The following is a 22,452-nucleotide window of genomic DNA, read 5'->3' as shown; positions in this document are numbered from 1 at the left end:
GATTATCCTCGGATTACTTTACGGATATTCGGATTGGCATGCATTGCATGAATAATCTGATTAACCTGATCCAAGTCTTTGACTTTAATTGTGAATTTAAATTCTACAAAACCTTCCGTTCCTGCTTGCGCTTTGGTTGGCGTATCGACAGATTCGATGTCCGCACCGGAATTGGAAATCGCTTGCGCCATTGAGGCCAACAAACCATGCGCATCTTCGGATTTGACATTGAGTATGGTGCGGTACGTTTGATTGCGTAAACTGTCCCAACCCGCATCCAGTTGCTCTTCCGGATCGGCTTTGACCAGAGTTTGGCAGGTATCACGGTGGATAATCATACCCTTGTCTTTGACCAATAAGGCGCGGATCGCATCGCCTGGAATCGGATGGCAACATTCGGCAAAATGAATCCGGCCGGTTTCTTGATCGTTGACTTTGATCGGGCTGAGTTTGACCGCGCTGCCAAAATGTTGGCCTGCCAACTCGGCAATGTGCATGGCAACGTGTACCGGCAAAGTATGCCCCATACCGACATTGTAGAGAACCTCTTCAAACGAGGTTTGTTTGGTATTCAAATCGGCAAGGTATTTTTCTTTGAGGTCGTCTGAAAGCAGGATATCTTTAGGCAACAGGCTGGATAAAGCTTTTTGCAGCAGGTTCTCACCCAAAACAACGGCATCGTGACGATTCAGATTTTTAATGTATTGGCGGATGGCGCTGCGCGCACGGCTGGAAACGGTAAAGTTCAGCCATGCTACATTAGGCTTGGCATGCTCGGAAGTAATGATTTCTACCGTATCGCCGGTTTTCAGCTTGGTGCGCAACGGCATCATGACGTTATTGATACGCGCGGCAACGGTTTTATGACCGATATTGGTGTGAACGGCATAGGCAAAGTCAATCGGCGTTGCACCTTTCGGCAAGGTAAGGATATCGCCTTTCGGGGTAACGATATAGACTTCGTTGGGGAATAAATCGACTTTGACATGCTCCAGAAACTCGATGGCATTTGAGCTGCTGGCTTGCAGGTCAAGAATATTTTTCATCCATCGGTTCATATGGAGGACGGCTTGGTCCGGAGTGTTTTCACCGGATTTGTAAATCCAATGGCCGGCAATACCGCCCTCAGCCACAGCGTCCATTTCACGCGTACGGATTTGCACTTCGATCGGCAAACCGTAAGGGCCGACCAAGGTTGTGTGCAAGCTTTGATAACCGTTGCTTTTCGGAATGGCGATATAGTCTTTAAAACGGCCGGGCTTGGGGTGGTATAAATTATGCAATGCACCCAACGCGGCATAACAGGCAGGAATGCTGTTTACAATGACCCTAAAGCCGTAAATATCCATCACTTCGGCAAAACGCAGCTTTTTAGCCAGCATTTTTTGATGGATGCTGTACAAGTTTTTCTCGCGGCCTTTGATTTTGGCTTCAATATTGATACCGACCAAACGCTGACTGAATGCACGCAACACTTTGCCGACAACATCGCGGCGATTTTTGCGGCTGTTGTCCATGGCTTTTTTCAGGGTTTCGTAGCGTCTTGGGTGGAGGTTTTGGAACGATAAGTCTTGAAGCTCTTGATACGCATTGTTCAGGCCAATGCGGTTGGCAATTTGAGCATAGATTTCGAGGGTTTCTTTGGCGATGCGGCGGCGTTTTTCCGGACGCATAGAGCCAAGGGTGCGCATATTGTGCAATCGGTCGGCAAGTTTGACGACGATGACGCGCACGTCTTTAGTCATGGCGAGGATAAGCTTGCGGAAACTTTCCGCCTGATGCTCGGCATGATCTTCGAATTTGAGCTTTTCCAGTTTGGAGAGGCCGTCTACCATTTCGGCAATGGTATCGCCGAATTCTGCCGCCATTTCGACTTTGGTTACGCCCGTATCTTCCAATACATCGTGCATAACGCCTGCACAGAGGCCTTGAACATCCATGTGCCAAATCGCAAGCTGCGTGGCAACGGCAAGGGGATGGGTGATGTAAGGTTCGCCGCTTTTACGGGTTTGTCCGTCATGGGCGTGGAAAGCGTAGGCAACGGCTCTTTCAAGCTCGGCCTGCTCATTGGTATTGAGATAGGATGCGGTGCGAAACAGAAGCTCGCGCGCTTCTGCTGTCAGCGGGTCATAGGGGGCGGTAGGCAGTGGGGCTGGCATTTTCAGACGGCCTTTTATGGCTATTTTTTAAGCCGTCAGACTGTATCGGTTGTGATATCGCACCGATACAGTCCGCGCGGCGGTTTTATCGGTTTGCCGGTTGGTTTATTTGTTGCGGGTCAGCAACTCGGTTCCGATTTGTCCGGCTGCGATTTCGCGCAGGGCGGTTACGGTTGGTTTGTTGTTGCGAATGTCGTCAACCAAAGGCGTGTTGCCGTTTTCGAGCTGGCGTGCGCGACGGGCGGCAACGAGGGTAAGGTCGAAGTGGTTAGGGATTTTACCTGTGCAGTCTTCAGTAGTAATACGTGCCATGTTTGCTTGCTTTCTTTCTATGTTTCAAATAAACGGTTATTTTCGCTGTTTTTTACGAATTTTCCAACAGGTTTGAGATAAATCCCTGCTGGGCGGATTTTTTCAGACGGCCTGCTTTAATAATGTGGAACAAATCGGCTTCGGCACGATCCAAATCGTCATTCACGACGACGTAATCGAACAAAACGGATTGTTCAATCTCATGACGGGCTTTAGACAGGCGTGTTTGAATAACTTCTTCGCTGTCTGTACCACGGCCGATCAAACGTTGCGCCAAAACTTCAAAGGAAGGCGGCAGGATGAAAATGCTGCTGGCTTCAGGCAACGATTTACGCACTTGCGCCGCACCTTGCACATCAATTTCCAAAATTACGTCATAGCCCTCTTCACTCAGCGAATTCACGCCGGCAATGCTGGTGCCGTAATAATTACCGAACACATTGGCGTGTTCCAAAAAGGCTCTTTGATCAATCAGTGATTCAAATTCTTCTTTGAGAACAAAGTGGTAATGCACGCCATGTGTTTCACCCTCACGTGGCTGGCGCGTGGTATGAGAAATGGAAACACGGATGTCGTCATGATTTTTCAACAGGCGTGACACCAAGGTCGTTTTACCTGTGCCGGAAGCGGCAGAAATGATGTAAATATTGCCTTTTTTATGATTTTGCATGGTGGTTCAGCCGATGGTATGTATCTGTAAATTATAACACAACACAATGTTTCTCGGAATTTCAGACGGCATGTTGCAAAATTTGGCTATTGTATCGATTAATTTGGCAAGTCCGCATATGACCGCTACAATATCGTGTTAAAAACTTTTTGATTTCGGAATGTCGAGATGTTGATTCATCCTGAAGTAATGGGCGTAGAGGCTTTGGCGGACAAAATCCGTAAAATTGAAAACTGGCCTCAAAAAGGGATTTTGTTTCATGACATTACTCCCGTTTTGCAAAGCGCAGAATATTTCCGCCTGCTGGTCGATTTACTGGTTTACCGCTATATGGGGCAAAAAGTTGATGTTGTTGCGGGCTTGGATGCGCGCGGCTTCATCATTGGTGCAGCTTTGGCCTATCAACTGAACGTCGGCTTTGTTCCCATCCGTAAAAAAGGCAAACTACCGTTTGATACGGTTTCTCAAAGTTACGCTTTGGAATATGGCGAAGCAACGGTAGAAATCCATACCGACGCCATCAAGCCGGGCGCACGCGTTTTGTTGGTAGATGATTTAGTGGCAACCGGCGGCACAATGCTGGCAGGTGTCGAGCTTATCCGCAAACTGGGTGGTGAAGTAATCGAAGCGGCTGCCATTTTGGAATTTACCGACTTGGATGGCGGCAAAAAAATCCGTGAAAGCGGCGCGCCATTATTTACCCTGTGCCAAAACAAAGGCTGTATGTAATAAAAAACCGCAAGCCAATCAGCCTGCGGTTTTTTATTATCAAAACTATTCGAGAACGTATCCGTCTGTATCCCAAAAGGTTTTTTTCACCAACTGGTCGTCTTTATAAACCAACTCGGATTTCTTCGCACCATCATCATACCAATCCAAAATAATGCCGCTGCGTTTGCCGTTGCGAATACTTAATTCAGACACAATGCGGCCATTTTCATCCCAACTGATAATCTCCGTCGGTTTATCATTGCTCATCATCATTTCGGTTTTTGGACTGCCGTCTGAATACCATTGTTTCCAATGACCGTTGGCCTTATCGTTCTTGAATTGGATTTCACTTTCTTTGACGCCGTTGCGGTAATAACGAGAGCCTACGCCCTCACTCAAGCCGTTTTGATAAGGCATGACTGCAGATTTTTTGCCGTTTGGATACCAGTTAATCCACTCACCGTGCGGCTTGCCGTTGCGATAGCTGCCAACCATCTTTTTCTGCCCGTTAAAATGCCACAGGGTCAGTGTGCCATTGTCCAGAGCCGGCACAAAAACCTTAATCTGACCGGCAGGTACTTCATAAGGATCAGAATATTTTTTCATCGATGGATAGTAAAAATCCTGCACCTGCGCCTTACCTGCCTCAATCTTGTATTGGCGGACATAAGCAACCGAAGGCATGGTCGCCGTCAGTTTACCGTTTTGATTGAAATAAACGGTATGTTGCTGGGCAAAGGCGGCAACGGGCATACTGAACAAGGCAGCAGCCAACAGGCCTGATTTTAAATAATTATTCATAATATGGAGTTTGGCAGTATATGTTCTACAAAAAGTCAGTAATAAAAATCCACTGACATTAGAAACTATGACAAATATTATAAGCCATAGTTTCAAAGCCTGCTTGGATTTCACAGCCGACATATCATAGGCATTTGTATTTTCTTAAAACATTAAAGACATTACAAAATAGAGGCCGTCTGAATTTTTTTTCAGACGGCCTCTGTTTCAATTACATTAAAACAATTCATTCTTCACCCAACAATTGCTCACGGGTCAATAAGAATACAAACCCGTCGCCACCGCTGGTTTCCAACCAAGTAAACGGTAATTCGGGATAAGCCGCTTCCAATACCTCACGGTTGTGACCGATTTCAACCAACAATACACCTTTTGGATTCAAATATTTCGCCGCTTGCAGAATAATTTGACGTGTAGCGTCCAAACCATCTTCACCACTACCCAAAGCCAATTCCGGCTCGTACAGGTATTCATCAGGCAACGCTTCCACAGATTCCGCATCGACATAAGGCGGATTGGAAACAATCAAGTCGTAGGTTTCATCCAGACCTTCAAACAAATCGGTATGCACCAAGCTGATGCGGTCTTCCAAGCCATAATCTTCGATATTGATGGCGGCCACTTCCAGCGCATCCAAGCTCAAATCAACGGCATCGATTTGTGCATCGGGATAGTGGTGCGCCATTTGAATGGCTAAACAACCGCTACCGGTACACAAATCCAAAGCTCGATGTACCAACTCATCATGTTCAATCCAAGGACGGATACCGTCGCCCAGCAATTCGTAAATGAAAGAACGAGGCACGATAACACGCTCATCGACATAAAAATCAAACTCACCCTGCCATGCCTGATGCGTCAGATACGCGGCAGGAATATGCTCAACTGCGCGACGTTCGAGAATGGACAATACCTCTTCCTTCTCACTTTGCAACAATTTAGCATCCAAATAAGGCTCCAACGTATCCAACGGCAGGTTCAAAGTATGCAAAATCAGATAGGCTGCCTCGTCATGGGCATTATCACTTCCATGTCCGAAAAACAGTCCGGCATCATTAAAACGGCTGACGGCAAAACGCAATAAATCGCGAACAGTAGTCAGCTCTTGAGCAGCTTGGTTGAACATAATGTTTTGTCTTGTCAATTTAAGAATGTTGAAATTATAACAGAAAGGCCGTCTGAAAACTTTTCAGACGGCCTTCGATTTAATTCAGCTTAAGATTATTTATCGCGGCTGAATACGATTTTGGTAGCTTGGATAGCAACGCAGACAGCACCACCGATAAAGATCAAGTCAGCAGCGGTACGAACCCAACGCAGGGTATCCAAGATTTCCATTTGCAAGAATTCTTCGCTACGTGCATACCACAGACCATGAGTGATAGAAGCGTAAGCTTGAATCACGCCGACCGGCAACAGGCTGATGGCAATCATACCGACCAGACCGCCGTTCAGCAGCCAGAAGCCCCAAGTCATCAGTTTGTCGTCAAATTGAACATTAGGTTTCAGGTAGCGTGCAACCAGCAATACGAAGCCCAGAGCCAAGAAACCATACACACCGAACAGAGCCGCGTGAGCGTGAACTGCAGTAGTGTTCAGACCTTGGATGTAGAACAGGGAAATCGGCGGGTTAATCAGGAAGCCGAATACGCCAGCACCGATCATGTTCCAGAAGGCAACTGCTACGAAGCACATCAAAGGCCAACGCAGACGTTTCGCCCAGTCGGACAGGTGTTGGTAAGACCAGTGTTCGTAAGCTTCACGGCCCAGCAGAATCAAAGGTACAACTTCCAAAGCGGAGAAACATGCACCGATTGCCATAGAGGCAGAGGTAGAGCCGGAGAAGTACAAGTGGTGCAATGTACCTGGAATACCGCCCAACATGAAGATGGCAGCAGCAGCCAAAGTAGAAGCTGTGGCAGTACTACGGCGGACAAAGCCCATGTTGTAGAAGATGAATGCGAAAGCGGCAGTAGCGAACACTTCGAAGAAACCTTCTACCCACAAGTGAACCACCCACCAACGCCAGTATTCCATCACAGCGATTGGAGATTTCTCACCGTAGAACAGACCAGGAGCGTAGAACACACCCACACCGACCATAGAAGCTACGAAGATAGCCAACAGGTTTTTGTCTGTACCTTTTTCTTTAAAGGCAGAGATGGTGCAACGCAGCATCAGGAACAGCCACAACAGCAAGCCAACCATCAACAGAAGTTGCCAGAAACGACCCAAATCCAAGTATTCGTAACCTTGGTGACCGAACCAGAAGTTCAGCTCAGGTGGAATGATGTGAGTCAAAGCAAAGAAGTTACCTGCGTAAGAACCGCCGACTACGATGAACAGGGCGATGTACAGGAAGTTCACACCGGCACGTTGGAATTTAGGATCTTTACCGCCGTTCACAATCGGAGCCAAGAACAGACCTGCTGTCAGGAAGCCGGTTGCAATCCAGAAAATAGCGGATTGGATGTGCCAAGTACGGGTCAGCGCATATGGGAACCAGTCGGCCATTTCAAAGCCCAGTGCGGTATCGATACCGTAGAAGCCTTGACCTTCGACAGTATAGTGAGCGGTCAAACCACCCAACAGTACTTGTACGACAAACAACGCAACAGTCAGGAATACATATTTGCCCAACGCTTTTTGAGAAGGAGTCAGTTGTACTTTAGAAATAGGATCTTCAGTAGGTACTTCAACCTCTTCATGTTTGGTCAAGAAAGAGTAACCCCACATCAGCAAGCCGATACCCATCAGCAACAATACCACGCTGGTGAAAGACCACATGTAGTTTTCAGTAGTCGGTACGTTGTTGATCAAAGGCTCGTGCGGCCAGTTGTTGGTGTAAGTGAAGTTCTCGTCAGGACGGTTGGCCGAAGCAGACCAAGAAGTCCAGAAGAAGAAGTTGAACAGTTTTTCACGCGCTTCTTGGCTTGGCAATGTATTGTTTTTCATTGCAAAGTGTTCGCGAGTGGTTTGGAACTTAGGATCGTCGCTGTATACACCGTGGTAGTAAGGCAGGATGCTTTCGATCGCTTTCACGCGGGTTTCGCTGACAACGACAGAACCATCTTCCTTAACACGGCTTTGGTTGCGGTATTCGTCAGCCAAACGGGTTTTCAGAACAGCTTGTTCTTCAGGAGAAACTTCGTCAAATTTTTTGCCGTAAGTTTCTTGCGCAGTCAGATCCAACCATGCAACCAGCTCGCGGTGCAGCCAGTCGGCAGTCCAGTCCGGAGCTTGGTATGCACCGTGACCCAATACAGAGCCGACTTCCATACCGCCGGTAGTTTGCCATGCAGATTGACCTGCCAAAATATCGTCTTTGGTCATCAGGACTTTGCCGGATGCAGAAACGACTTGTTCAGGGTATGGCGGAGCCTTTTTATAGACTTCGCTACCCATATAACCAAGAATGGTAAAGCATACTGCCAGCACGGCAAACAGCAAGTACCAAAGCTTCTTGTACTGTCCCATTTTAAGTACTCCTTGATTTTGGTAAAAAGTGGTTGGGTATTAATTCATCAAATATGAATGTTAAAGATTGTATCACGGTTTAATAAGTAAAGAAATATTTTGTCAATAATATTCCTTTAAAACCATTAACTTATATGATATTGATTCCCATTTGCCTATACAGACCCTCCTTTATCGTATTTTGTGTTAAGTTCTCGCTAACATTTTCACACAAAATTAAACTTTTCGATGTATTTTTTTATACTTCTAAAGGAGTATTTAGGGATTAAAAGATTCATATTCCCTGAACAATTTGATTTACATCAAAATATGACCAAACAAGCGCCTACATAATCATACAAAACTTCAAACCATCCTATCAGGATTCTTAACTTTTCTTACTATAAGGAAACTTTAAACATGAAACGCCAAACCTTAGCCGCACTTATCGCTTCTGTATTTGCACTGGCCGCATGCGGCGAGCAAGCTGCTAAACCTGCTGAAACTCCAGCTGCTACCGCTTCTGCTGAAGCTCCTGCCGCTTCCAACTCACAAGCTGCTGCAGAGACTCCCTCTTCAGAACTGCCTGTAATCGATGCTATCGTAACTCACGCTCCGGAAGTTCCACCTCCAACTGATCGCGATCATCCGGCTAAAGTACGCGTTAAAATGGAAACCGTCGAAAAAACCATGACCATGGAAGACGGCGTTGAGTACCACTACTGGACATTCAACGGCGACGTTCCGGGTCAAATGATCCGTGTACGCGAAGGCGATACCGTAGAAGTAGAATTCTCTAACAATCCTTCTTCTACCGTTCCTCATAACGTTGACTTCCACGCTGCTACCGGTCAAGGTGGTGGTGCAGAAGCTACCTTTACTGCTCCTGGCCACACTTCTACCTTCAGCTTCAAAGCACTGCAAGCTGGTTTGTACATCTACCACTGTGCCGTTGCTCCTGTAGGTATGCACATCGCCAACGGTATGTACGGTTTGATCTTGGTTGAACCTAAAGAAGGTCTGCCTAAAGTGGACAAAGAGTTCTACATCGTACAAGGTGACTTCTATACTAAAGGTAAAAAAGGTGCTCAAGGCCTGCAACCTTTCGATATGGATAAAGCGATTGCTGAACAACCTGAATACGTTGTATTCAACGGTCACGTAGGCTCTATCGCAGGCGACAACGCTCTGAAAGCTAAAGCTGGTGAAACTGTTCGTATGTACGTCGGTAACGGTGGTCCTAACTTGGTATCTTCTTTCCACGTTATCGGCGAAATCTTCGACAAAGTATATGTTGAAGGTGGTAAACTGATTAACGAAAACGTACAAAGTACAATTGTTCCTGCCGGTGGTGCCGCTATCGTTGAATTCAAAGTCGACATTCCAGGCAGCTACACTTTGGTTGACCACTCTATCTTCCGTGCGTTCAACAAAGGTGCTTTGGGTCAATTGAAAGTTGAAGGTGATGAAAACCCTGAAATCATGACCAAAAAACTGAGCGACACCGTTTACCAACCTGCCGGTGCTGCCGCTTCTGCTCCAGCAGCTGCTTCCGCAGCAGCGCCTGCTTCCGCAGCATCTGCAGATAAAGGCGGCTACTAATCCAGTCATCTCGGCATAGAAACAGAAAAAAGCCACTGCTGTTCCGGCTGATGCAAGGACAACAGTGGCTTTCTTCCACGACCAATCGAAAGATTGGTTTTTCAGACGACCTCTGAAGCATCGAAGGTCGTCTGAAAAACCGGTTTCAAGCATTCACGAACCCGACAAGCCAAAAGCACAATAATCAGAAGGCTTTTCATGATTTTTATCCGGTTCCGCTATATAATCAAAGCCTAATAATCCCCGTATTCAGATTAGAAAGCCCGTTATGAAACTCATACCACTCATCGCCCTATTTACCCTTGTCGCAAGCGGCAGTGCAGCGGCGGCCGAAATGGCAAAAGTTGAAGGCGGCAGCTACCGTCCTCTCTATCTCAAAAAAGAAACTTCCCTTATTAAAGTCAAACCCTTCCAGCTTGACAAATATCCGGTGACTAATGCTGAGTTTGCCGAATTTGTGAACACACATCCGCAATGGCAAAAAGGAAAAATCAATTCCAAACATGCTGAAAAAGCTTACCTGAAACATTGGGTAAAAAATGGCAGCAACAGTTTTGCGCCTAAAGCCAGCGAACTCAAACATCCGGTAACCAATGTTTCGTGGTTTGCCGCAAATGCTTACTGCGTCTCCAAAGGCAAACGTCTGCCAACTATTGACGAGTGGGAATTTGCAGGCTTGGCTTCTGCCACTCAAAAAGACGGCTCTGCCGAGCCTGGCTACAACCGCACCATCTTGGATTGGTATGCAGATGGCGGCCGCAACGGCCTGCACGACATCGGTAAAAACAAACCCAACTACTGGGGCGTATACGATATGCACGGCCTGATTTGGGAATGGACTGAAGACTTCAACAGCAGCCAACTCTCTGCCGGCTCGTCCAACACACAAATGTTCTGTAGCGGCGCATCCGTGGGTTCAAGCGATCCGTCCAACTATGCGGCATTCTTACGCTACGGCATCCGCACCAGCCTGCAGTCCAAATATGTTTTAAATAACTTGGGCTTCCGCTGTGCGAGCAAATAAAGTTTAGTTTTTTATCACCAAAGCAGCTTTGGCGGTACTGAAAGGTATCGCCGCTTTTTTTGGCCGTCTGAAAAGATGTGGCATATCAAGACAAATTGTGGCATAATCCGCCCGTCTTTATAAAAAGGCACTTAGGAGTTTGCTTAGGTCGTTCGGCTTGGCAAACTTGTCCGAACCTGAAAAGGTTCTTTTATTTTCGGAGTTATCCATCATGGCATTGACCGTAGAACAAAAAGCACAAATTGTTAAAGATTTCCAACGCAAAGAAGGCGATACCGGCTCTTCTGAAGTACAAGTCGCTCTGTTGACTTTCCGCATCAACGACCTGACTCCTCACTTCAAAGCCAACCCTAAAGACCACCACAGCCGTCGCGGCCTGTTGAAAATGGTTAGCCAACGTCGTCGCCTGTTGTCTTACCTGCGTCGTACTCAGCCTGATACTTACCGTACACTGATTACCCGCCTGGGTCTGCGTAAATAATTTATGCTTAAATCAACACCGCCTTCGGGCGGTGTTTTTATTCATATACCGATGCCGTCTGAAACACAGGCCCACGCTCTGTGTTATACTTCCACACGCTTAAGCAGCAAGGCTTAAACTTCCAATTACTCCTAAAAGCTCCCATCAAAGCGAGAATCTGAATTGTCTGTTCATTCCATGTTGCACTCAGGAAAATTTTGGCTGAAAACCCTGGTTTTCAGCATTGCCGTGCTTTTATGCCTCGCGGCGGTATTGAGTGCCTTAATGTTCCGCATATTCAACACAGAAAACATCGACGCATTTATACAAAAAAACTTTTCCGCCCATGGCTGCCAAATCAAATACAACGCCACTATCGGCAGAAAATGGCTGCCGCGCCCCACGCTAATTTTAAAAGACCTCAGCCTTTCCTCTTCCGAACCTGATACGCCGACGCTGAACATCGCCGAGTCCAAAATGGGCTTTGGTTGGAGCAGCCTATGGTCGGATGCGCCCATACTTGAGAAATGGATTCTTTTAAACCCGACACTGACACTGGACTCAAAACACCATCTGCCCACCTGCCTGCAACAAGACCCATCGTCAAAAGAAAGCTTCCAGCTCAACCGCATTATCATCAATAGCGGCAGCATCCGCTATCACAATAAAGAGCAAGATATTGCCTTAAACGATCTGCAATTTTCCCTGCGCAGAGCCGATTCAGACGGCCGTCCATTCGATATCAGCGGCACACTGCAAAACATCGGCAACCCCATCAGTTGGCAAGGCGTCGGCCATCTTGTACAAGATGATGTCGGCTGGAGCGTCCCCGCCCTCAAATTAAACCTGCAAACCGTATTATTCAAAAATAAGCTGGATGCCCAAATCGCAGGCAGCCTTAATTGGCAAAACCAAACCGCCCTTTTCCGCGACTTCAATCTGCAAGCCGAAAGCGGCTACCAAAACTTGCATATCAACGCACGCTCTCCCCTCTTGCAATTCAAAAACGGCTATTTACACCTAAACACACTCAACGGCGCATTGACTGCCGGCAGTGAAAACAACCAATGGGATGGTTCATTCAAACTGGACAAAACCAACCTCTATCCAACCGTTTTGACCGCCGCTAATTTTGAACTCAAAGGCAGCCATAAAAACGACCGCCTCCAAACCAACTTTACCTTTTCCAGTCCATTGGTTTGGCAAAAAGGCAAAGGCATTGATGCGCCCAAACTGCACCTCAGCACCCTGCAAGACACCATCAACCGCCTTCCCCGCCCCAGATTCATCAGTACACTCGAAGGACAGGCCAATTTCAGCCTCAATACATGGGAAGGCCGTCTGAAAGGCGCATTTGACAGACAAGCCCTTGCCTTAGCCTTTAAATACCAACGCGATGCCCAACCGCGTCCGCACCTTGACGCCGGTATTGCCTTACAAAAACTCAATCTGACCCCTTACTTGGAAGATCTGAAAACCCAGCCATCACTGAATCTTCCTTCCCTGCTGGCCAAATCCTGGTTGCCCGACATTGAGGCCAACCTCCAAATCGGCAGCATTCAAACTGCCGGCCTGCAATTAGAAAACGTCGAATCCCTGCTCACCGCCGATAAAGAACATATCGCCCTGCACCGTTTCAAAGCCGGGCTTTATGGCGGCAAAACTGAGGGAGGCCTGAGTATTGCGGCGACCCAACCTGCTTCCTACCACCTTCAGCAAAACGCAAAAGGCATACAAATTCAGCCGCTGTTGCAAGACCTGTTCGGTTTCCACAGCTTTAGCGGCAGCGGCGATGCCGTTATCGACATTAAAACCACCGGCAACGACCGTGCCCAAATGATACAAGCCCTAAACGGCAGCCTGCTCCTCGATATTACCAACGGCGCATGGCACGGCATCGATATGGACAGCATTCTGAAAAACGGCATCTCTTCGGAAAAAATCGACAACAGCAACCTCAAAACCCCTTTCCATCATTTCACCCTCAATAGCGAAATTGAGAAAGGCATCAGCCATCATATCAACACCGAACTGTTTTCCGACAGCCTGCACGTTGTCAGCAGCGGCTATACCGATTTGAATACCCAAAAGCTGTCCGAAAACCTGCTTATCAGCAATGTACTGCAGCCAAAAAACAAACCGATTCCTCTCAAAATCGGCGGAACCGTGCAAAACCCTTCCATTACCCTTGATTACAGCCGCTTGACCAATGGCATGAACACACCGGCAGAAAAACAAAAAGTCCTGCAAGAAACCATACAAGAACAATGGAAGTGGCTCAAACCACGCTAGGTTTTCAAATCAAAGGCCGTCTGAAATCCAAAAAGTTTCAGACGGCCTTTTAACAGATACATTGTCAGAATAAGATGTTTACTTAGAAATGACTATATACGCAATCAGTGCAACAATGATGACAAACCATATGGCCAACATTATCAAGCCTTTTTTGGAGAGTTTTCTTTTTCTCCAATCGAGCCTCAATATTTCTATCGTACCCTTAAACATCGCCCCAATCATTTCCATCACGATTTGAAGTATAAATTCCAATAGAAATGACATCTACAAGCCCAAACTCTCCCAAATCTCATCGATTTTGGCCGTAACGGCAGGGTCTTTTTTGATTACTCGTCCCCATTCGCGGTCGGTTTCGCCCGGCCATTTGTTGGTCGCATCCAAACCCATTTTGCCGCCAAGTCCGCTGACGGGGCTGGCGAAGTCGAGGTAGTCGATAGGTGTGTTTTCCATCAAAACAGTATCGCGTACGGGATCCATGCGCGTGGTTACCGCCCAGATGACTTCTTTCCAGTCGCGCACATCCACATCGTCATCAACTACGATGATGAATTTGGTGTACATAAACTGGCGAAGGAACGACCAGCAGCCCATCATCACGCGCTTGGCGTGTCCGGCGTACTGTTTTTTCATGCTGACCACCGCCATGCGGTAGGAGCAGCCTTCGGGCGGCAGATAGAAATCGGTGATTTCGGGGAACTGCTTTTGCAAAAGCGGGACGAACACTTCGTTCAACGCCACGCCCAAAACGGCGGGTTCATCGGGCGGTTTGCCTGTGTAGGTGGAGTGGTAAATCGGGTTTTCACGCATGGTAATGCGCTCAACCGTAAACACAGGGAAATGATCCTGCTCGTTGTAATAGCCGGTGTGGTCGCCGTATGGGCCTTCCAACGCGGTTTCGTTTGGATGAATCACGCCTTCCAATACGATTTCTGCACGGGCAGGCACTTGCAAATCATTGCCGATACATTTTACCAGCTCCGTCCGCGAACCACGCAACAGTCCGGCAAATTGGTATTCGCTCAAGGTATCGGGTACAGGCGTTACCGCTCCGAGAATAGTGGCAGGGTCGCAACCGAGTACGACGGCGACAGGATACGGCGTATCGGGATTGAGTTTACGGAACTCCTGATAATCCAACGCGCCGCCGCGATGCGACAGCCAGCGCATAATCAGCTTGTTTTTGCCGATTAATTGTTGGCGGTAAATACCGAGATTTTGGCGTTTTTTGTGTGGACCGCGCGTGACGGTCAAGCCCCACGTTACCAGCGGCGCAACGTCTTCCGGCCAGCAATGCTGAATCGGAAGTTTATACAAATCAACGTCTTCGCCTTCCCATACAATTTCCTGACACGGCGCGTTTTTCACCACGTTCGGCGCCATGCTCCAAATATCTTTCAGTAACGGCAGTTTGGAAATCGCGTCTTTAATGCCTTTGGGCGGTTCGGGTTCTTTCAAATACGCCAGCGTCTGCCCGATTTCGCGCAGCTTGGACACACTGTCCGCCCCCATGCCCAGCGCCACGCGTTCGGGCGTGCCGAACAGGTTCGCCAACACGGGATAATCGTAGCGCGTGCCGTCGGGCTTAATCGGGTTTTCAAACAGCAACGCCGGCCCTTCGGCGCGCAGCACGCGGTCGGCGATTTCGGTCATTTCCAAATGCGGCGACACCGGATGCTGAATGCGCTTGAGTTTGCCATCGGCTTCCAATCCGGCGATAAATTCTCGCAAATCTCTGTATTTCATGATTTCATTTTCCTGAACAGGCCGTCTGAAAGCAGACCGCCATTTCGGGTTTGAAAGATAAACCAGTGGCTATTGTACCTGCCAAATCCGTCCATATCCCAACTTTCCGCATCCGAATTTCCATATTTTTTGCAAACTACCGTCAAATTTAAACAATATCTGCTTGTGATTGCTTTCAGACTGCCTTATCTTTGGTAGAATTCCAACTTAATCCAGTCATCAATCAATATCTATCGTGGGACGGCGGCCATGTTTGCATTTTTAGAATCTTTTTTCGTTGAATACGGCTATGCGGCCGTGTTTTTCGTTTTGGTTATTTGCGGCTTCGGCGTGCCGATTCCTGAAGATTTGACGCTGGTAACCGGCGGCGTGATTTCCGGCCTGGGTTATACCAACTCGCATATTATGTTTGCCGTCGGTATGCTCGGCGTATTGGTAGGCGACGGCTTTATGTTTGCTGCCGGCCGGATTTGGGGGCAAAAAATCCTTAAATTCAAACCGATTGCGCGCGTGATGACGCCCAAACGCTATGCCCAAGTACAGGAAAAATTCGACAAATACGGCAACTGGGTTTTATTCGTCGCCCGTTTCCTGCCCGGCCTGCGTACCGCCGTTTTCGTGACCGCAGGCATCAGCCGCAAGGTTTCCTACCTGCGCTTCATCCTGATGGACGGTTTGGCCGCGCTGATTTCCGTTCCGGTTTGGATTTATTTGGGCGAATACGGCGCACGCAATACCGACTGGCTGATGAAAAAAATGCACAGCCTGCAATCAGGTATCTTTATCGTACTGGGCATCAGCGCAGTCATTGTCGGCTGGATTTGGTGGAGAAAACACCGCCGCCATACCTTCTTCCGTGAAAAACTGCACGAAAAACGCGCCGCAAAAGCCAAAAAACAAACCAATCAATAAATCATTCCAGGCCGTCTGAAACACTTCCCCTCTTTCAGACGGCCTCAATCATTCATCAGAAACACCATGAAACAAAAAATCTTCGTCCTCTACACCGGCGGCACCATCGGCATGACCCAAAGCAGCGCCGGCCTGCGTCCCGATACTGCACTCGTCGATAAAGCCCTTGCCCCCTTTTCAGACGGCCTTGATTTCGAATGGCACGTTTGTCAGCCGCTCATCGATTCTTCCGCGGTAACGCTGCAAAACCAACGCGACTGGTTGGAGCTTATTATCGCCAAGCTGCCTGACTATGACGGCATTTTGGTGTTGCACGGCACGGATACCATGGCATACACCGCCAACCTCTTCGCCCTCTCGCTGCAAGGTTTGGACAAACCCGTTATCCTGACCGGATCGCAATGGCCTTACGATGCCGCCAACAGCGATGCGCCACGCAACCTGGCCACTGCCGTTTCCGCTTTCTCGCTCAAGCTCAAACAAGTGGCGATTGCCTTTGACGGCAAGCTCTTCCCCGCCGTCGGCAGCAGCAAGGTCAGCACCGAGACTGCCGCAGGTTTCGACAACCTGCATTTTGGCGCACTCGCCGAATGGGATAAAAATAAAGGTTGGCATAATATCCGTACCGCCTCGACCCAACATTCAGACGGCCTCAAACCGCGTCTTCCCAATCCTGAAGCCAAAGTTTCCGTCCGCACGCTGATTCCCGGTTATGCCGCGCAAGAACTTTCAGACGGCCTGCCCCACCTTTGCGCCCAAGCCCTAATACTACAAAGCTACGGACACGGCAATGCGCCGAGTAATGATGCGTTTGTACGAGCCGTCCAAGCCTTTACGCAACAAGGCAAGTTGCTGCTCAACATCAGCCAAGTGCCGCAAGGTTGCGCCGCCGCCGTCTATGCCCAAGGCAATGCTTTGCGTCAGGCAGGCATCATCAACGGCGGCAAATGCAATCTTGAAACGGCTACCGCGCTGATGACCCTTGCCGTATCTCATGACTGGAATGCGGATAAGGTGCAACAAGAATTGCAACAATTAAATCTGCTGTAAACCGCCATTTAATATGACTTTCACCGATACCCACTGCCATCTTGCCGATCCTAAACTTGCCGACACGCTGCCTGCTGTGCTTGCCGAAGCGCAAGCCGTCGGCGTGGCGCGTTTTATTGTACCGGCTACGTCCCCAAAAGATTGGCACTCTGTTGCGCAGTTGGAAAGGCCGTCTGAAAACATCCATATTGCTTTGGGCATTCATCCATGGTTTTCAGACGGCCTCAACGAAACGGCATTCCAAGAGTTAGAGAAAGAATTAATCCGGCATTCGCAAGCATGGGTTGGCGAAATCGGTTTAGATTTTTATGGCAAAGAGCAAACCCAAGCGCAACGCGACACGCAAACCGACGTTTTTATCCGCCAACTCATCCTCGCCCAACACCTCAACCGCCGCATCATCATCCATAATCTGAAAGCCACCGCCGCCATTGCCGCCGCCGTCAAAACCGCCGGTTTCACGCAAGGCGGTATCGTCCACGCCTTCTCCGGCAGCGTAGAAGAAGCGCGGATTTTGGTAAAACTCAACTTCAAAATCGGCATAGGCTCGCTGCTGCTTAATCCCAATGCCAAAAAAGTCCGTGCCGCCTTACAAGCCTTAGACGACACGGATTTTGTTCTCGAAACCGACAGCCCCTTTATGCTCGGCCACGAAACCAATACACCAGCCAACATCCGCCGTATCGCCGAAATTGCCGCCGAACTGCGCGGCGTACCGCTGGCACAACTGGCCGAGATAACCGAGCAAAACGTGGATTCCCTGCTCCATACTTCCCCTTAATATGCCGACCTCAAGGCATCAAAAAGCCTCGCCCGGCCGTTCCGTTTCCAAACGGACACACTCAGCCCTCCCTACCCCATGTTCATGAATAAAAAGCGATACAAGGCCGTCTGAAAAAATGTTTTTGGCACAAAATATCGTTCACTCCGTCGTCTCGGCTTTTTAACACCGTATTTTCCCTTTGATTGATAAAAAGTATTACGCATATTATTGGGCAAACTTTTTATTTACGTTAAAATATGCTTTTTTTTGATAATAAGGCCGTCTGAAAAAGGCGGAAACTAATTATGACTGAACAACATACACACGCTTCCACCTGGAAGAGCAAAATCAATGCCCTCGGCCCGGGTATCATGATGGCTTCGGCGGCAGTCGGCGGCTCGCACCTGATTGCCTCCACGCAGGCAGGCGCACTTTACGGCTGGCAGCTTGCGCTGATTATTATTCTGACCAACCTGTTCAAATACCCGTTTTTCCGCTTCAGCGCACATTACACGCTGGACACGGGCAAAAGTCTGATTGAGGGCTATGCCGAGAAAAGCCGCGTTTATTTGTGGGTATTTTTGATTTTATGTATTGCATCGGCAACGATTAATGCCGGTGCGGTCGCCATCGTTACCGCCGCCATCGTCAAAATGGCAATCCCGTCGCTGACTTTCGATACCGGCATGGTATCCGTCATGATTATGGTTTCCTGCCTGCTGATTTTGGCAAGCGGCCGCTATAAAGCATTGGACAACGTTTCCAAAATCATCATCGTCAGCCTGACCATCGCCACCGTCGCCGCAGCCGCCGTGGCCATGTCTCGCGGCATGCAGATGAAACCCGACTTTATCGAGCCTACCCCGTGGACACTGGCAGGCTTGGGCTTCCTCATCGCATTGATGGGCTGGATGCCTGCGCCGATTGAAATTTCCGCCATCAACTCTTTGTGGGTTACCGAAAAACAACGCATCAACCCTTCCAGCTACCGCGACGGTATTTTCGACTTCAACGTCGGCTACATCACCAGCGCGATTTTGGCGGTCGTTTTCCTCGCCTTGGGTGCATATGTACAATACGGCAACGGCGAGGAAGTACAAATGGCGGGCGGCAAATATGTTGGCCAACTGATTAATATGTACGCCGTTACCATCGGCGACTGGTCGCGTCCACTAGTGGCATTTATCGCCTTTGCCTGTATGTACGGCACCACAATTACCGTAGTAGACGGCTACGCGCGCGCGATTGCCGAACCGGTACGCCTGCTGCGCGGTAAAGACAAAACCGGCAACGTCGAACTGTTTGCTTGGAACGTCTGGGTCGCAGGCTCAGGCTTGGCCGTGATTTTCTGGTTCAACAGCGCGATGGCAGAGCTGCTCAAATTCGCCATGATTACTGCCTTCGTTGCCGCCCCTGTGTTCGCTTGGCTGAACTACCGCCTCGTCAAAGGCGACAAACGCCACAAACTGACCATGGGCATGAATTTCCTTGCCATTATCGGTTTGATTTACTTGACCGGCTTTACCGTTTTGTTCCTGCTGAACCAAACAGGCATCTTGGCTGCTCCTAAATAAGCCCATATGAAAAAGGCCGTCTGAAACTCAAAAACAAGTTTCAGACGGCCTTTCCAATCCATCATATCTTGTTGAATTTTCATTCAAACCCATTATAATGACTCCTTATTTCGCCGTTGCAGACCACTCGACGGCATCCGTATTTTGGAAAATTTATGAAGCCGTCTATCTTAGAAAAACTACAACAACTCAGCGACCGACTGGAAGAAGTCACGCATCTGCTCGGACAGCCTGAAGCCACGTCCGACATGGACAACTACCGCAAACTCACGCGCGAACACGCCGAACTGACCCCCGTGGTCGAAGTGTTCCAAAACTATCAGCTGGCGCAAAGCGACTTGGCGGATGCCGAAGAAATGCTGTCCGACCCTGAAATGAAAGACTTTGCCGCCGAAGAAATCGAAGCGGCCAAAGCCAAAATCGACGAACTCGATACCGAATTGCAAAAACTGCTGCTGCCAAAAGATGCCGATGACGACAAAAACATCTTTATCGAAGTGCGCGCTGGTACCGGCGGCGACGAAGCCGCGCTGTTTGCAGGCGATTTGCTGCGTATGTACAGCCGCTACGCCGAGCGCAACCGCTGGCAGGTTGAAATCGTTTCCGCCAACGAAAGCGAATTAGGCGGCTATAAAGAAGTCATCGCCCGCATTATCGGCTTGGGTGCATACAGCCGTCTGAAATTTGAATCCGGCGGCCACCGCGTGCAACGCGTTCCTGCCACCGAAAGCCAAGGCCGTATCCACACTTCAGCCTGTACCGTTGCCGTCATGCCCGAAGCAGACGAACTCGAAGACATCGAGTTGAACCCCGCCGATCTGCGCATCGACACCTTCCGCGCATCCGGTGCCGGCGGTCAGCACATCAACAAAACCGACTCCGCCGTCCGTATTACCCACTTGCCGACAGGCATGGTGGTCGAATGCCAAGACGGCCGCAGCCAACACGCCAACAAAGCGCAGGCGATGAAAGTCCTCGCCGCCCGCTTAAACGATGCGCAAAAACGCGAAGCCCAAGCCAAAGAAGCCGCCGAACGCAAATCCCTGATCGGAAGCGGCGACCGCAGCGAACGCATCCGCACCTACAACTACCCACAAGGCCGCGTGACCGACCACCGCATCAACCTTACCCTGCACAAACTGGATTTTGTAATGGACGGAGATTTGGAAGAAATCACCAATGCCCTGATTGCCGAGCATCAAGCCGAGCTTTTGGCGGCAATGGGGGATTGATGGATTTGGTCCATTGCGTTTATACTTTTCAGACGGCCTGATGACATATGTCAATATGACCGTGAATATATTAAAGAAACTTCAATCCTGAAGTGTTAAAATGCAGCACCAGCTGCGCCCCAGCAACACCCTTCTACAATTAACGAAAGAGAGGACACAAAATGGCAAAAATCCTGATCGCACCGGTATCTACCGGCCTGAGCGCCGATGCTGCGGCAAAAGCATTTGCAGCGGCATTGAATGCGCAAGTTTTCCAAGCCGTTGACTCCACTACAGAAGCCCTGTTGGCTCAAGGCAAGAGCGATGACTGGTTTGACGCACTTGTCGGTAAAGTTGCAGCATTGAACGCAGATAACCTCGTTATCGAAGGCATCACTCCTGATGCAGACAAATTGTTCTTGGCAGGCAAAAACGTCGAATTGGCGTTGTCTTTGGACGCAGGCGTTGTATTGGCGCTGAAATCCGACAATACTGACGCGGCCGCCATCGCCCAACAATTAAACCTCACCAAACAGCTCTACACCAACTCCCCGGGCTTATTGGAAGGTTTCATCATTGACGGCGCAGCCACTGCTTTAGGCGCACAAGTTGCCGAGCAAACCGGCCTGACTTTCTTCGGCTCCAGCGACAAACTACAAGACGTATCCGCTTTGGCCAAACGCGAAGCCAAACGCCTGTCTCCAGCTCAATTCCGTTACAACCTGATCGATTTCGCACGCAAAGCCGATATGCGCATCGTCCTGCCTGAAGGTGCAGAACCACGTACCGTCGCTGCCGCTGCTATCTGTCACGAAAAAGGCATCGCCCGTTGCGTACTGTTGGCGACCCGCGAAGAAGTTGAGGACGTAGCGAAAGAGCGCGGCATCTCCCTGCCTGATTCTTTGGAAATCATCGATCCTGCTTCTTTGGTTGAGCAATACGTCGAGCCAATGTGCGAATTGCGTAAATCCAAAGGCCTGACTCCTGAAGATGCACGCAAACAGCTGCAAGACACTGTCGTACTCGGCACCATGATGATGGCTCAAAACGACGTGGATGGTTTGGTTTCCGGCGCAGTCCACACTACTGCCAACACCATCCGCCCTGCCCTGCAACTGATTAAAACCGCTCCGGGTGCAAGCCTTGTATCCAGCGTATTCTTCATGTTGCTGCCTAACCAAGTATTGGCATTCGGCGACTGCGCGGTTAACCCGAACCCAACGCCTGAACAACTGGCCGACATCGCCATCCAATCTGCCGACAGCGCCAAAGCTTTCGGTATCGATCCAAAAGTAGCCATGATTTCCTACTCTACCATCAACTCGGGCAGCGGCCCTGATGTCGATGCAGTGATCGAAGCAACCAAACTGGCTAATGAAAAACGCCCTGATTTGGCCATCGAAGGTCCGTTGCAATACGATGCGGCTACCGTTCCATCTATTGGCCAATCCAAAGCTCCGGGCAGCGCTGTCGCTGGTCAAGCAACCGTTTTGGTTTTCCCAGACCTCAATACCGGCAACTGTACTTACAAAGCCGTACAACGCAGCGCCAACGTCCTGAGCGTAGGTCCGTTATTGCAAGGTTTGCGCAAACCGGTTAACGACTTGTCCCGCGGCGCATTGATTGAAGACATCGTCTTCACCATCGCCCTGACTGCCGTTCAAGCCAAACAAATGCAAGGCTGATTGACAAGCTGATGCTTTGAAATC

Annotated in this window: 18 protein-coding genes; 11 read left to right on the top strand and 7 right to left on the bottom strand. The window is 49.1% G+C overall.

The window, feature by feature from the left end:
• Nucleotides 1-2 precede the first annotated feature (2 nt).
• From HMPREF2606_RS05115 to gmk, 3 genes are all read right to left on the bottom strand, one after another.
• A complete protein-coding gene (locus tag HMPREF2606_RS05115) occupies nucleotides 3-2,159 on the bottom strand; it encodes a RelA/SpoT family protein (RefSeq protein ID WP_070713115.1) in 2,157 nt (718 codons plus the stop codon).
• A 105-nt stretch (nucleotides 2,160-2,264) separates the two neighbouring features.
• Nucleotides 2,265-2,471 carry a DNA-directed RNA polymerase subunit omega gene (gene rpoZ, locus HMPREF2606_RS05110; protein ID WP_003682294.1) on the bottom strand — a complete coding sequence of 69 codons (207 nt, stop codon included), beginning with the start codon at nucleotides 2,469-2,471 and terminating at the stop codon, nucleotides 2,265-2,267.
• Nucleotides 2,472-2,523: 52 nt separating this feature from the next.
• Complete coding sequence (gene gmk / locus HMPREF2606_RS05105) at nucleotides 2,524-3,141, bottom strand: guanylate kinase (protein ID WP_070584275.1); 618 nt, start codon at nucleotides 3,139-3,141, stop codon at nucleotides 2,524-2,526.
• A gap of 168 nt (nucleotides 3,142-3,309) precedes the next feature.
• On the opposite strand from gmk, the gene HMPREF2606_RS05100 reads away from it, so the two are divergent.
• Nucleotides 3,310-3,870, top strand: coding sequence for an adenine phosphoribosyltransferase (locus HMPREF2606_RS05100; protein WP_003682296.1), 561 nt, complete (start codon nucleotides 3,310-3,312; stop codon nucleotides 3,868-3,870).
• 45 nt (nucleotides 3,871-3,915) lie between these two features.
• On the opposite strand, the gene HMPREF2606_RS05095 is transcribed toward HMPREF2606_RS05100, so the two are convergent.
• The 3 genes from HMPREF2606_RS05095 to HMPREF2606_RS05085 form a co-directional block, all read right to left on the bottom strand.
• Complete coding sequence (locus HMPREF2606_RS05095) at nucleotides 3,916-4,605, bottom strand: toxin-antitoxin system YwqK family antitoxin (protein WP_283122347.1); 690 nt, start codon at nucleotides 4,603-4,605, stop codon at nucleotides 3,916-3,918.
• A 274-nt stretch (nucleotides 4,606-4,879) separates the two neighbouring features.
• Nucleotides 4,880-5,779, bottom strand: coding sequence for a 50S ribosomal protein L3 N(5)-glutamine methyltransferase (gene prmB, locus HMPREF2606_RS05090; protein WP_049348929.1), 900 nt, complete (start codon nucleotides 5,777-5,779; stop codon nucleotides 4,880-4,882).
• Between the two features lie 95 nt (nucleotides 5,780-5,874).
• Nucleotides 5,875-8,130, bottom strand: coding sequence for a nitric-oxide reductase large subunit (locus tag HMPREF2606_RS05085; RefSeq protein ID WP_070713121.1), 2,256 nt, complete (start codon nucleotides 8,128-8,130; stop codon nucleotides 5,875-5,877).
• 399 nt (nucleotides 8,131-8,529) lie between these two features.
• Here HMPREF2606_RS05085 and nirK point away from each other — a divergent pair, with 399 nt between their 5' ends.
• From nirK to HMPREF2606_RS05065, 4 genes are all read left to right on the top strand, one after another.
• Complete coding sequence (gene nirK / locus HMPREF2606_RS05080; RefSeq protein ID WP_070713123.1) at nucleotides 8,530-9,711, top strand: copper-containing nitrite reductase; 1,182 nt, start codon at nucleotides 8,530-8,532, stop codon at nucleotides 9,709-9,711.
• 268 nt (nucleotides 9,712-9,979) lie between these two features.
• On the top strand, nucleotides 9,980-10,735 hold the full coding sequence (locus HMPREF2606_RS05075; RefSeq protein ID WP_049329858.1) for a formylglycine-generating enzyme family protein: 756 nt from the start codon (nucleotides 9,980-9,982) through the stop codon (nucleotides 10,733-10,735).
• Nucleotides 10,736-10,946: 211 nt separating this feature from the next.
• Nucleotides 10,947-11,216, top strand: coding sequence for a 30S ribosomal protein S15 (gene rpsO, locus HMPREF2606_RS05070; protein WP_003679932.1), 270 nt, complete (start codon nucleotides 10,947-10,949; stop codon nucleotides 11,214-11,216).
• Nucleotides 11,217-11,393: 177 nt separating this feature from the next.
• Nucleotides 11,394-13,487 (top strand): AsmA family protein, encoded by a 2,094-nt coding sequence (locus HMPREF2606_RS05065; RefSeq protein ID WP_070713127.1) that lies wholly within the window; start codon nucleotides 11,394-11,396, stop codon nucleotides 13,485-13,487.
• Between the two features lie 267 nt (nucleotides 13,488-13,754).
• Here HMPREF2606_RS05065 and ubiD read toward each other — a convergent pair whose 3' ends face one another.
• Complete coding sequence (gene ubiD / locus HMPREF2606_RS05055) at nucleotides 13,755-15,233, bottom strand: 4-hydroxy-3-polyprenylbenzoate decarboxylase (RefSeq protein ID WP_070713134.1); 1,479 nt, start codon at nucleotides 15,231-15,233, stop codon at nucleotides 13,755-13,757.
• 249 nt (nucleotides 15,234-15,482) lie between these two features.
• Between ubiD and HMPREF2606_RS05050 the strand changes: the two genes are divergently transcribed.
• The 6 genes from HMPREF2606_RS05050 (at nucleotide 15,483) to pta (ending at nucleotide 22,428) form a co-directional block, all read left to right on the top strand.
• Nucleotides 15,483-16,145: a DedA family protein gene (locus HMPREF2606_RS05050; protein ID WP_070843405.1), complete on the top strand. Its 663-nt coding sequence runs from the start codon at nucleotides 15,483-15,485 to the stop codon at nucleotides 16,143-16,145.
• A 66-nt stretch (nucleotides 16,146-16,211) separates the two neighbouring features.
• Nucleotides 16,212-17,195 (top strand): asparaginase, encoded by a 984-nt coding sequence (locus HMPREF2606_RS05045; RefSeq protein WP_070713139.1) that lies wholly within the window; start codon nucleotides 16,212-16,214, stop codon nucleotides 17,193-17,195.
• Between the two features lie 13 nt (nucleotides 17,196-17,208).
• Complete coding sequence (locus HMPREF2606_RS05040; protein ID WP_070713142.1) at nucleotides 17,209-17,976, top strand: TatD family hydrolase; 768 nt, start codon at nucleotides 17,209-17,211, stop codon at nucleotides 17,974-17,976.
• A 287-nt stretch (nucleotides 17,977-18,263) separates the two neighbouring features.
• Nucleotides 18,264-19,532 (top strand): Nramp family divalent metal transporter, encoded by a 1,269-nt coding sequence (locus HMPREF2606_RS05035; protein WP_003745799.1) that lies wholly within the window; start codon nucleotides 18,264-18,266, stop codon nucleotides 19,530-19,532.
• 155 nt (nucleotides 19,533-19,687) lie between these two features.
• Nucleotides 19,688-20,764 carry a peptide chain release factor 1 gene (gene prfA / locus HMPREF2606_RS05030; protein ID WP_049329850.1) on the top strand — a complete coding sequence of 359 codons (1,077 nt, stop codon included), beginning with the start codon at nucleotides 19,688-19,690 and terminating at the stop codon, nucleotides 20,762-20,764.
• 161 nt (nucleotides 20,765-20,925) lie between these two features.
• Nucleotides 20,926-22,428 carry a phosphate acetyltransferase gene (pta, locus tag HMPREF2606_RS05025; protein WP_070843404.1) on the top strand — a complete coding sequence of 501 codons (1,503 nt, stop codon included), beginning with the start codon at nucleotides 20,926-20,928 and terminating at the stop codon, nucleotides 22,426-22,428.
• Nucleotides 22,429-22,452: the final 24 nt, after the last annotated feature.

Source organism: Neisseria sp. HMSC070H10 (genome assembly GCF_001837635.1).
Classification (GTDB): domain Bacteria; phylum Pseudomonadota; class Gammaproteobacteria; order Burkholderiales; family Neisseriaceae; genus Neisseria; species Neisseria subflava_A.
The sequence above is the reverse complement of the archived record's forward strand: the minus strand, read 5'-3'. Positions and strand labels throughout refer to the sequence as shown.

Excerpts from the sequence above, each read along its gene's own strand:
- HMPREF2606_RS05075 (WP_049329858.1), top strand. The coding sequence starts at position 9,980 with ATGAAACTCATACCACTCATCGCCCTATTTACCCTTGTCGCAAGCGGC.
- ubiD (WP_070713134.1), bottom strand. The coding sequence starts at position 15,233 with ATGAAATACAGAGATTTGCGAGAATTTATCGCCGGATTGGAAGCCGAT.
- prmB (WP_049348929.1), bottom strand. The coding sequence starts at position 5,779 with ATGTTCAACCAAGCTGCTCAAGAGCTGACTACTGTTCGCGATTTATTG.
- HMPREF2606_RS05085 (WP_070713121.1), bottom strand. The coding sequence starts at position 8,130 with ATGGGACAGTACAAGAAGCTTTGGTACTTGCTGTTTGCCGTGCTGGCA.
- HMPREF2606_RS05050 (WP_070843405.1), top strand. The coding sequence starts at position 15,483 with ATGTTTGCATTTTTAGAATCTTTTTTCGTTGAATACGGCTATGCGGCC.
- HMPREF2606_RS05095 (WP_283122347.1), bottom strand. The coding sequence starts at position 4,605 with ATGCCCGTTGCCGCCTTTGCCCAGCAACATACCGTTTATTTCAATCAA.
- HMPREF2606_RS05040 (WP_070713142.1), top strand. The coding sequence starts at position 17,209 with ATGACTTTCACCGATACCCACTGCCATCTTGCCGATCCTAAACTTGCC.
- prfA (WP_049329850.1), top strand. The coding sequence starts at position 19,688 with ATGAAGCCGTCTATCTTAGAAAAACTACAACAACTCAGCGACCGACTG.
- HMPREF2606_RS05065 (WP_070713127.1), top strand. The coding sequence starts at position 11,394 with ATGTTGCACTCAGGAAAATTTTGGCTGAAAACCCTGGTTTTCAGCATT.
- HMPREF2606_RS05100 (WP_003682296.1), top strand. The coding sequence starts at position 3,310 with ATGTTGATTCATCCTGAAGTAATGGGCGTAGAGGCTTTGGCGGACAAA.
- HMPREF2606_RS05115 (WP_070713115.1), bottom strand. The coding sequence starts at position 2,159 with ATGCCAGCCCCACTGCCTACCGCCCCCTATGACCCGCTGACAGCAGAA.
- nirK (WP_070713123.1), top strand. The coding sequence starts at position 8,530 with ATGAAACGCCAAACCTTAGCCGCACTTATCGCTTCTGTATTTGCACTG.
- pta (WP_070843404.1), top strand. The coding sequence starts at position 20,926 with ATGGCAAAAATCCTGATCGCACCGGTATCTACCGGCCTGAGCGCCGAT.
- HMPREF2606_RS05035 (WP_003745799.1), top strand. The coding sequence starts at position 18,264 with ATGACTGAACAACATACACACGCTTCCACCTGGAAGAGCAAAATCAAT.
- rpoZ (WP_003682294.1), bottom strand. The coding sequence starts at position 2,471 with ATGGCACGTATTACTACTGAAGACTGCACAGGTAAAATCCCTAACCAC.
- rpsO (WP_003679932.1), top strand. The coding sequence starts at position 10,947 with ATGGCATTGACCGTAGAACAAAAAGCACAAATTGTTAAAGATTTCCAA.
- gmk (WP_070584275.1), bottom strand. The coding sequence starts at position 3,141 with ATGCAAAATCATAAAAAAGGCAATATTTACATCATTTCTGCCGCTTCC.
- HMPREF2606_RS05045 (WP_070713139.1), top strand. The coding sequence starts at position 16,212 with ATGAAACAAAAAATCTTCGTCCTCTACACCGGCGGCACCATCGGCATG.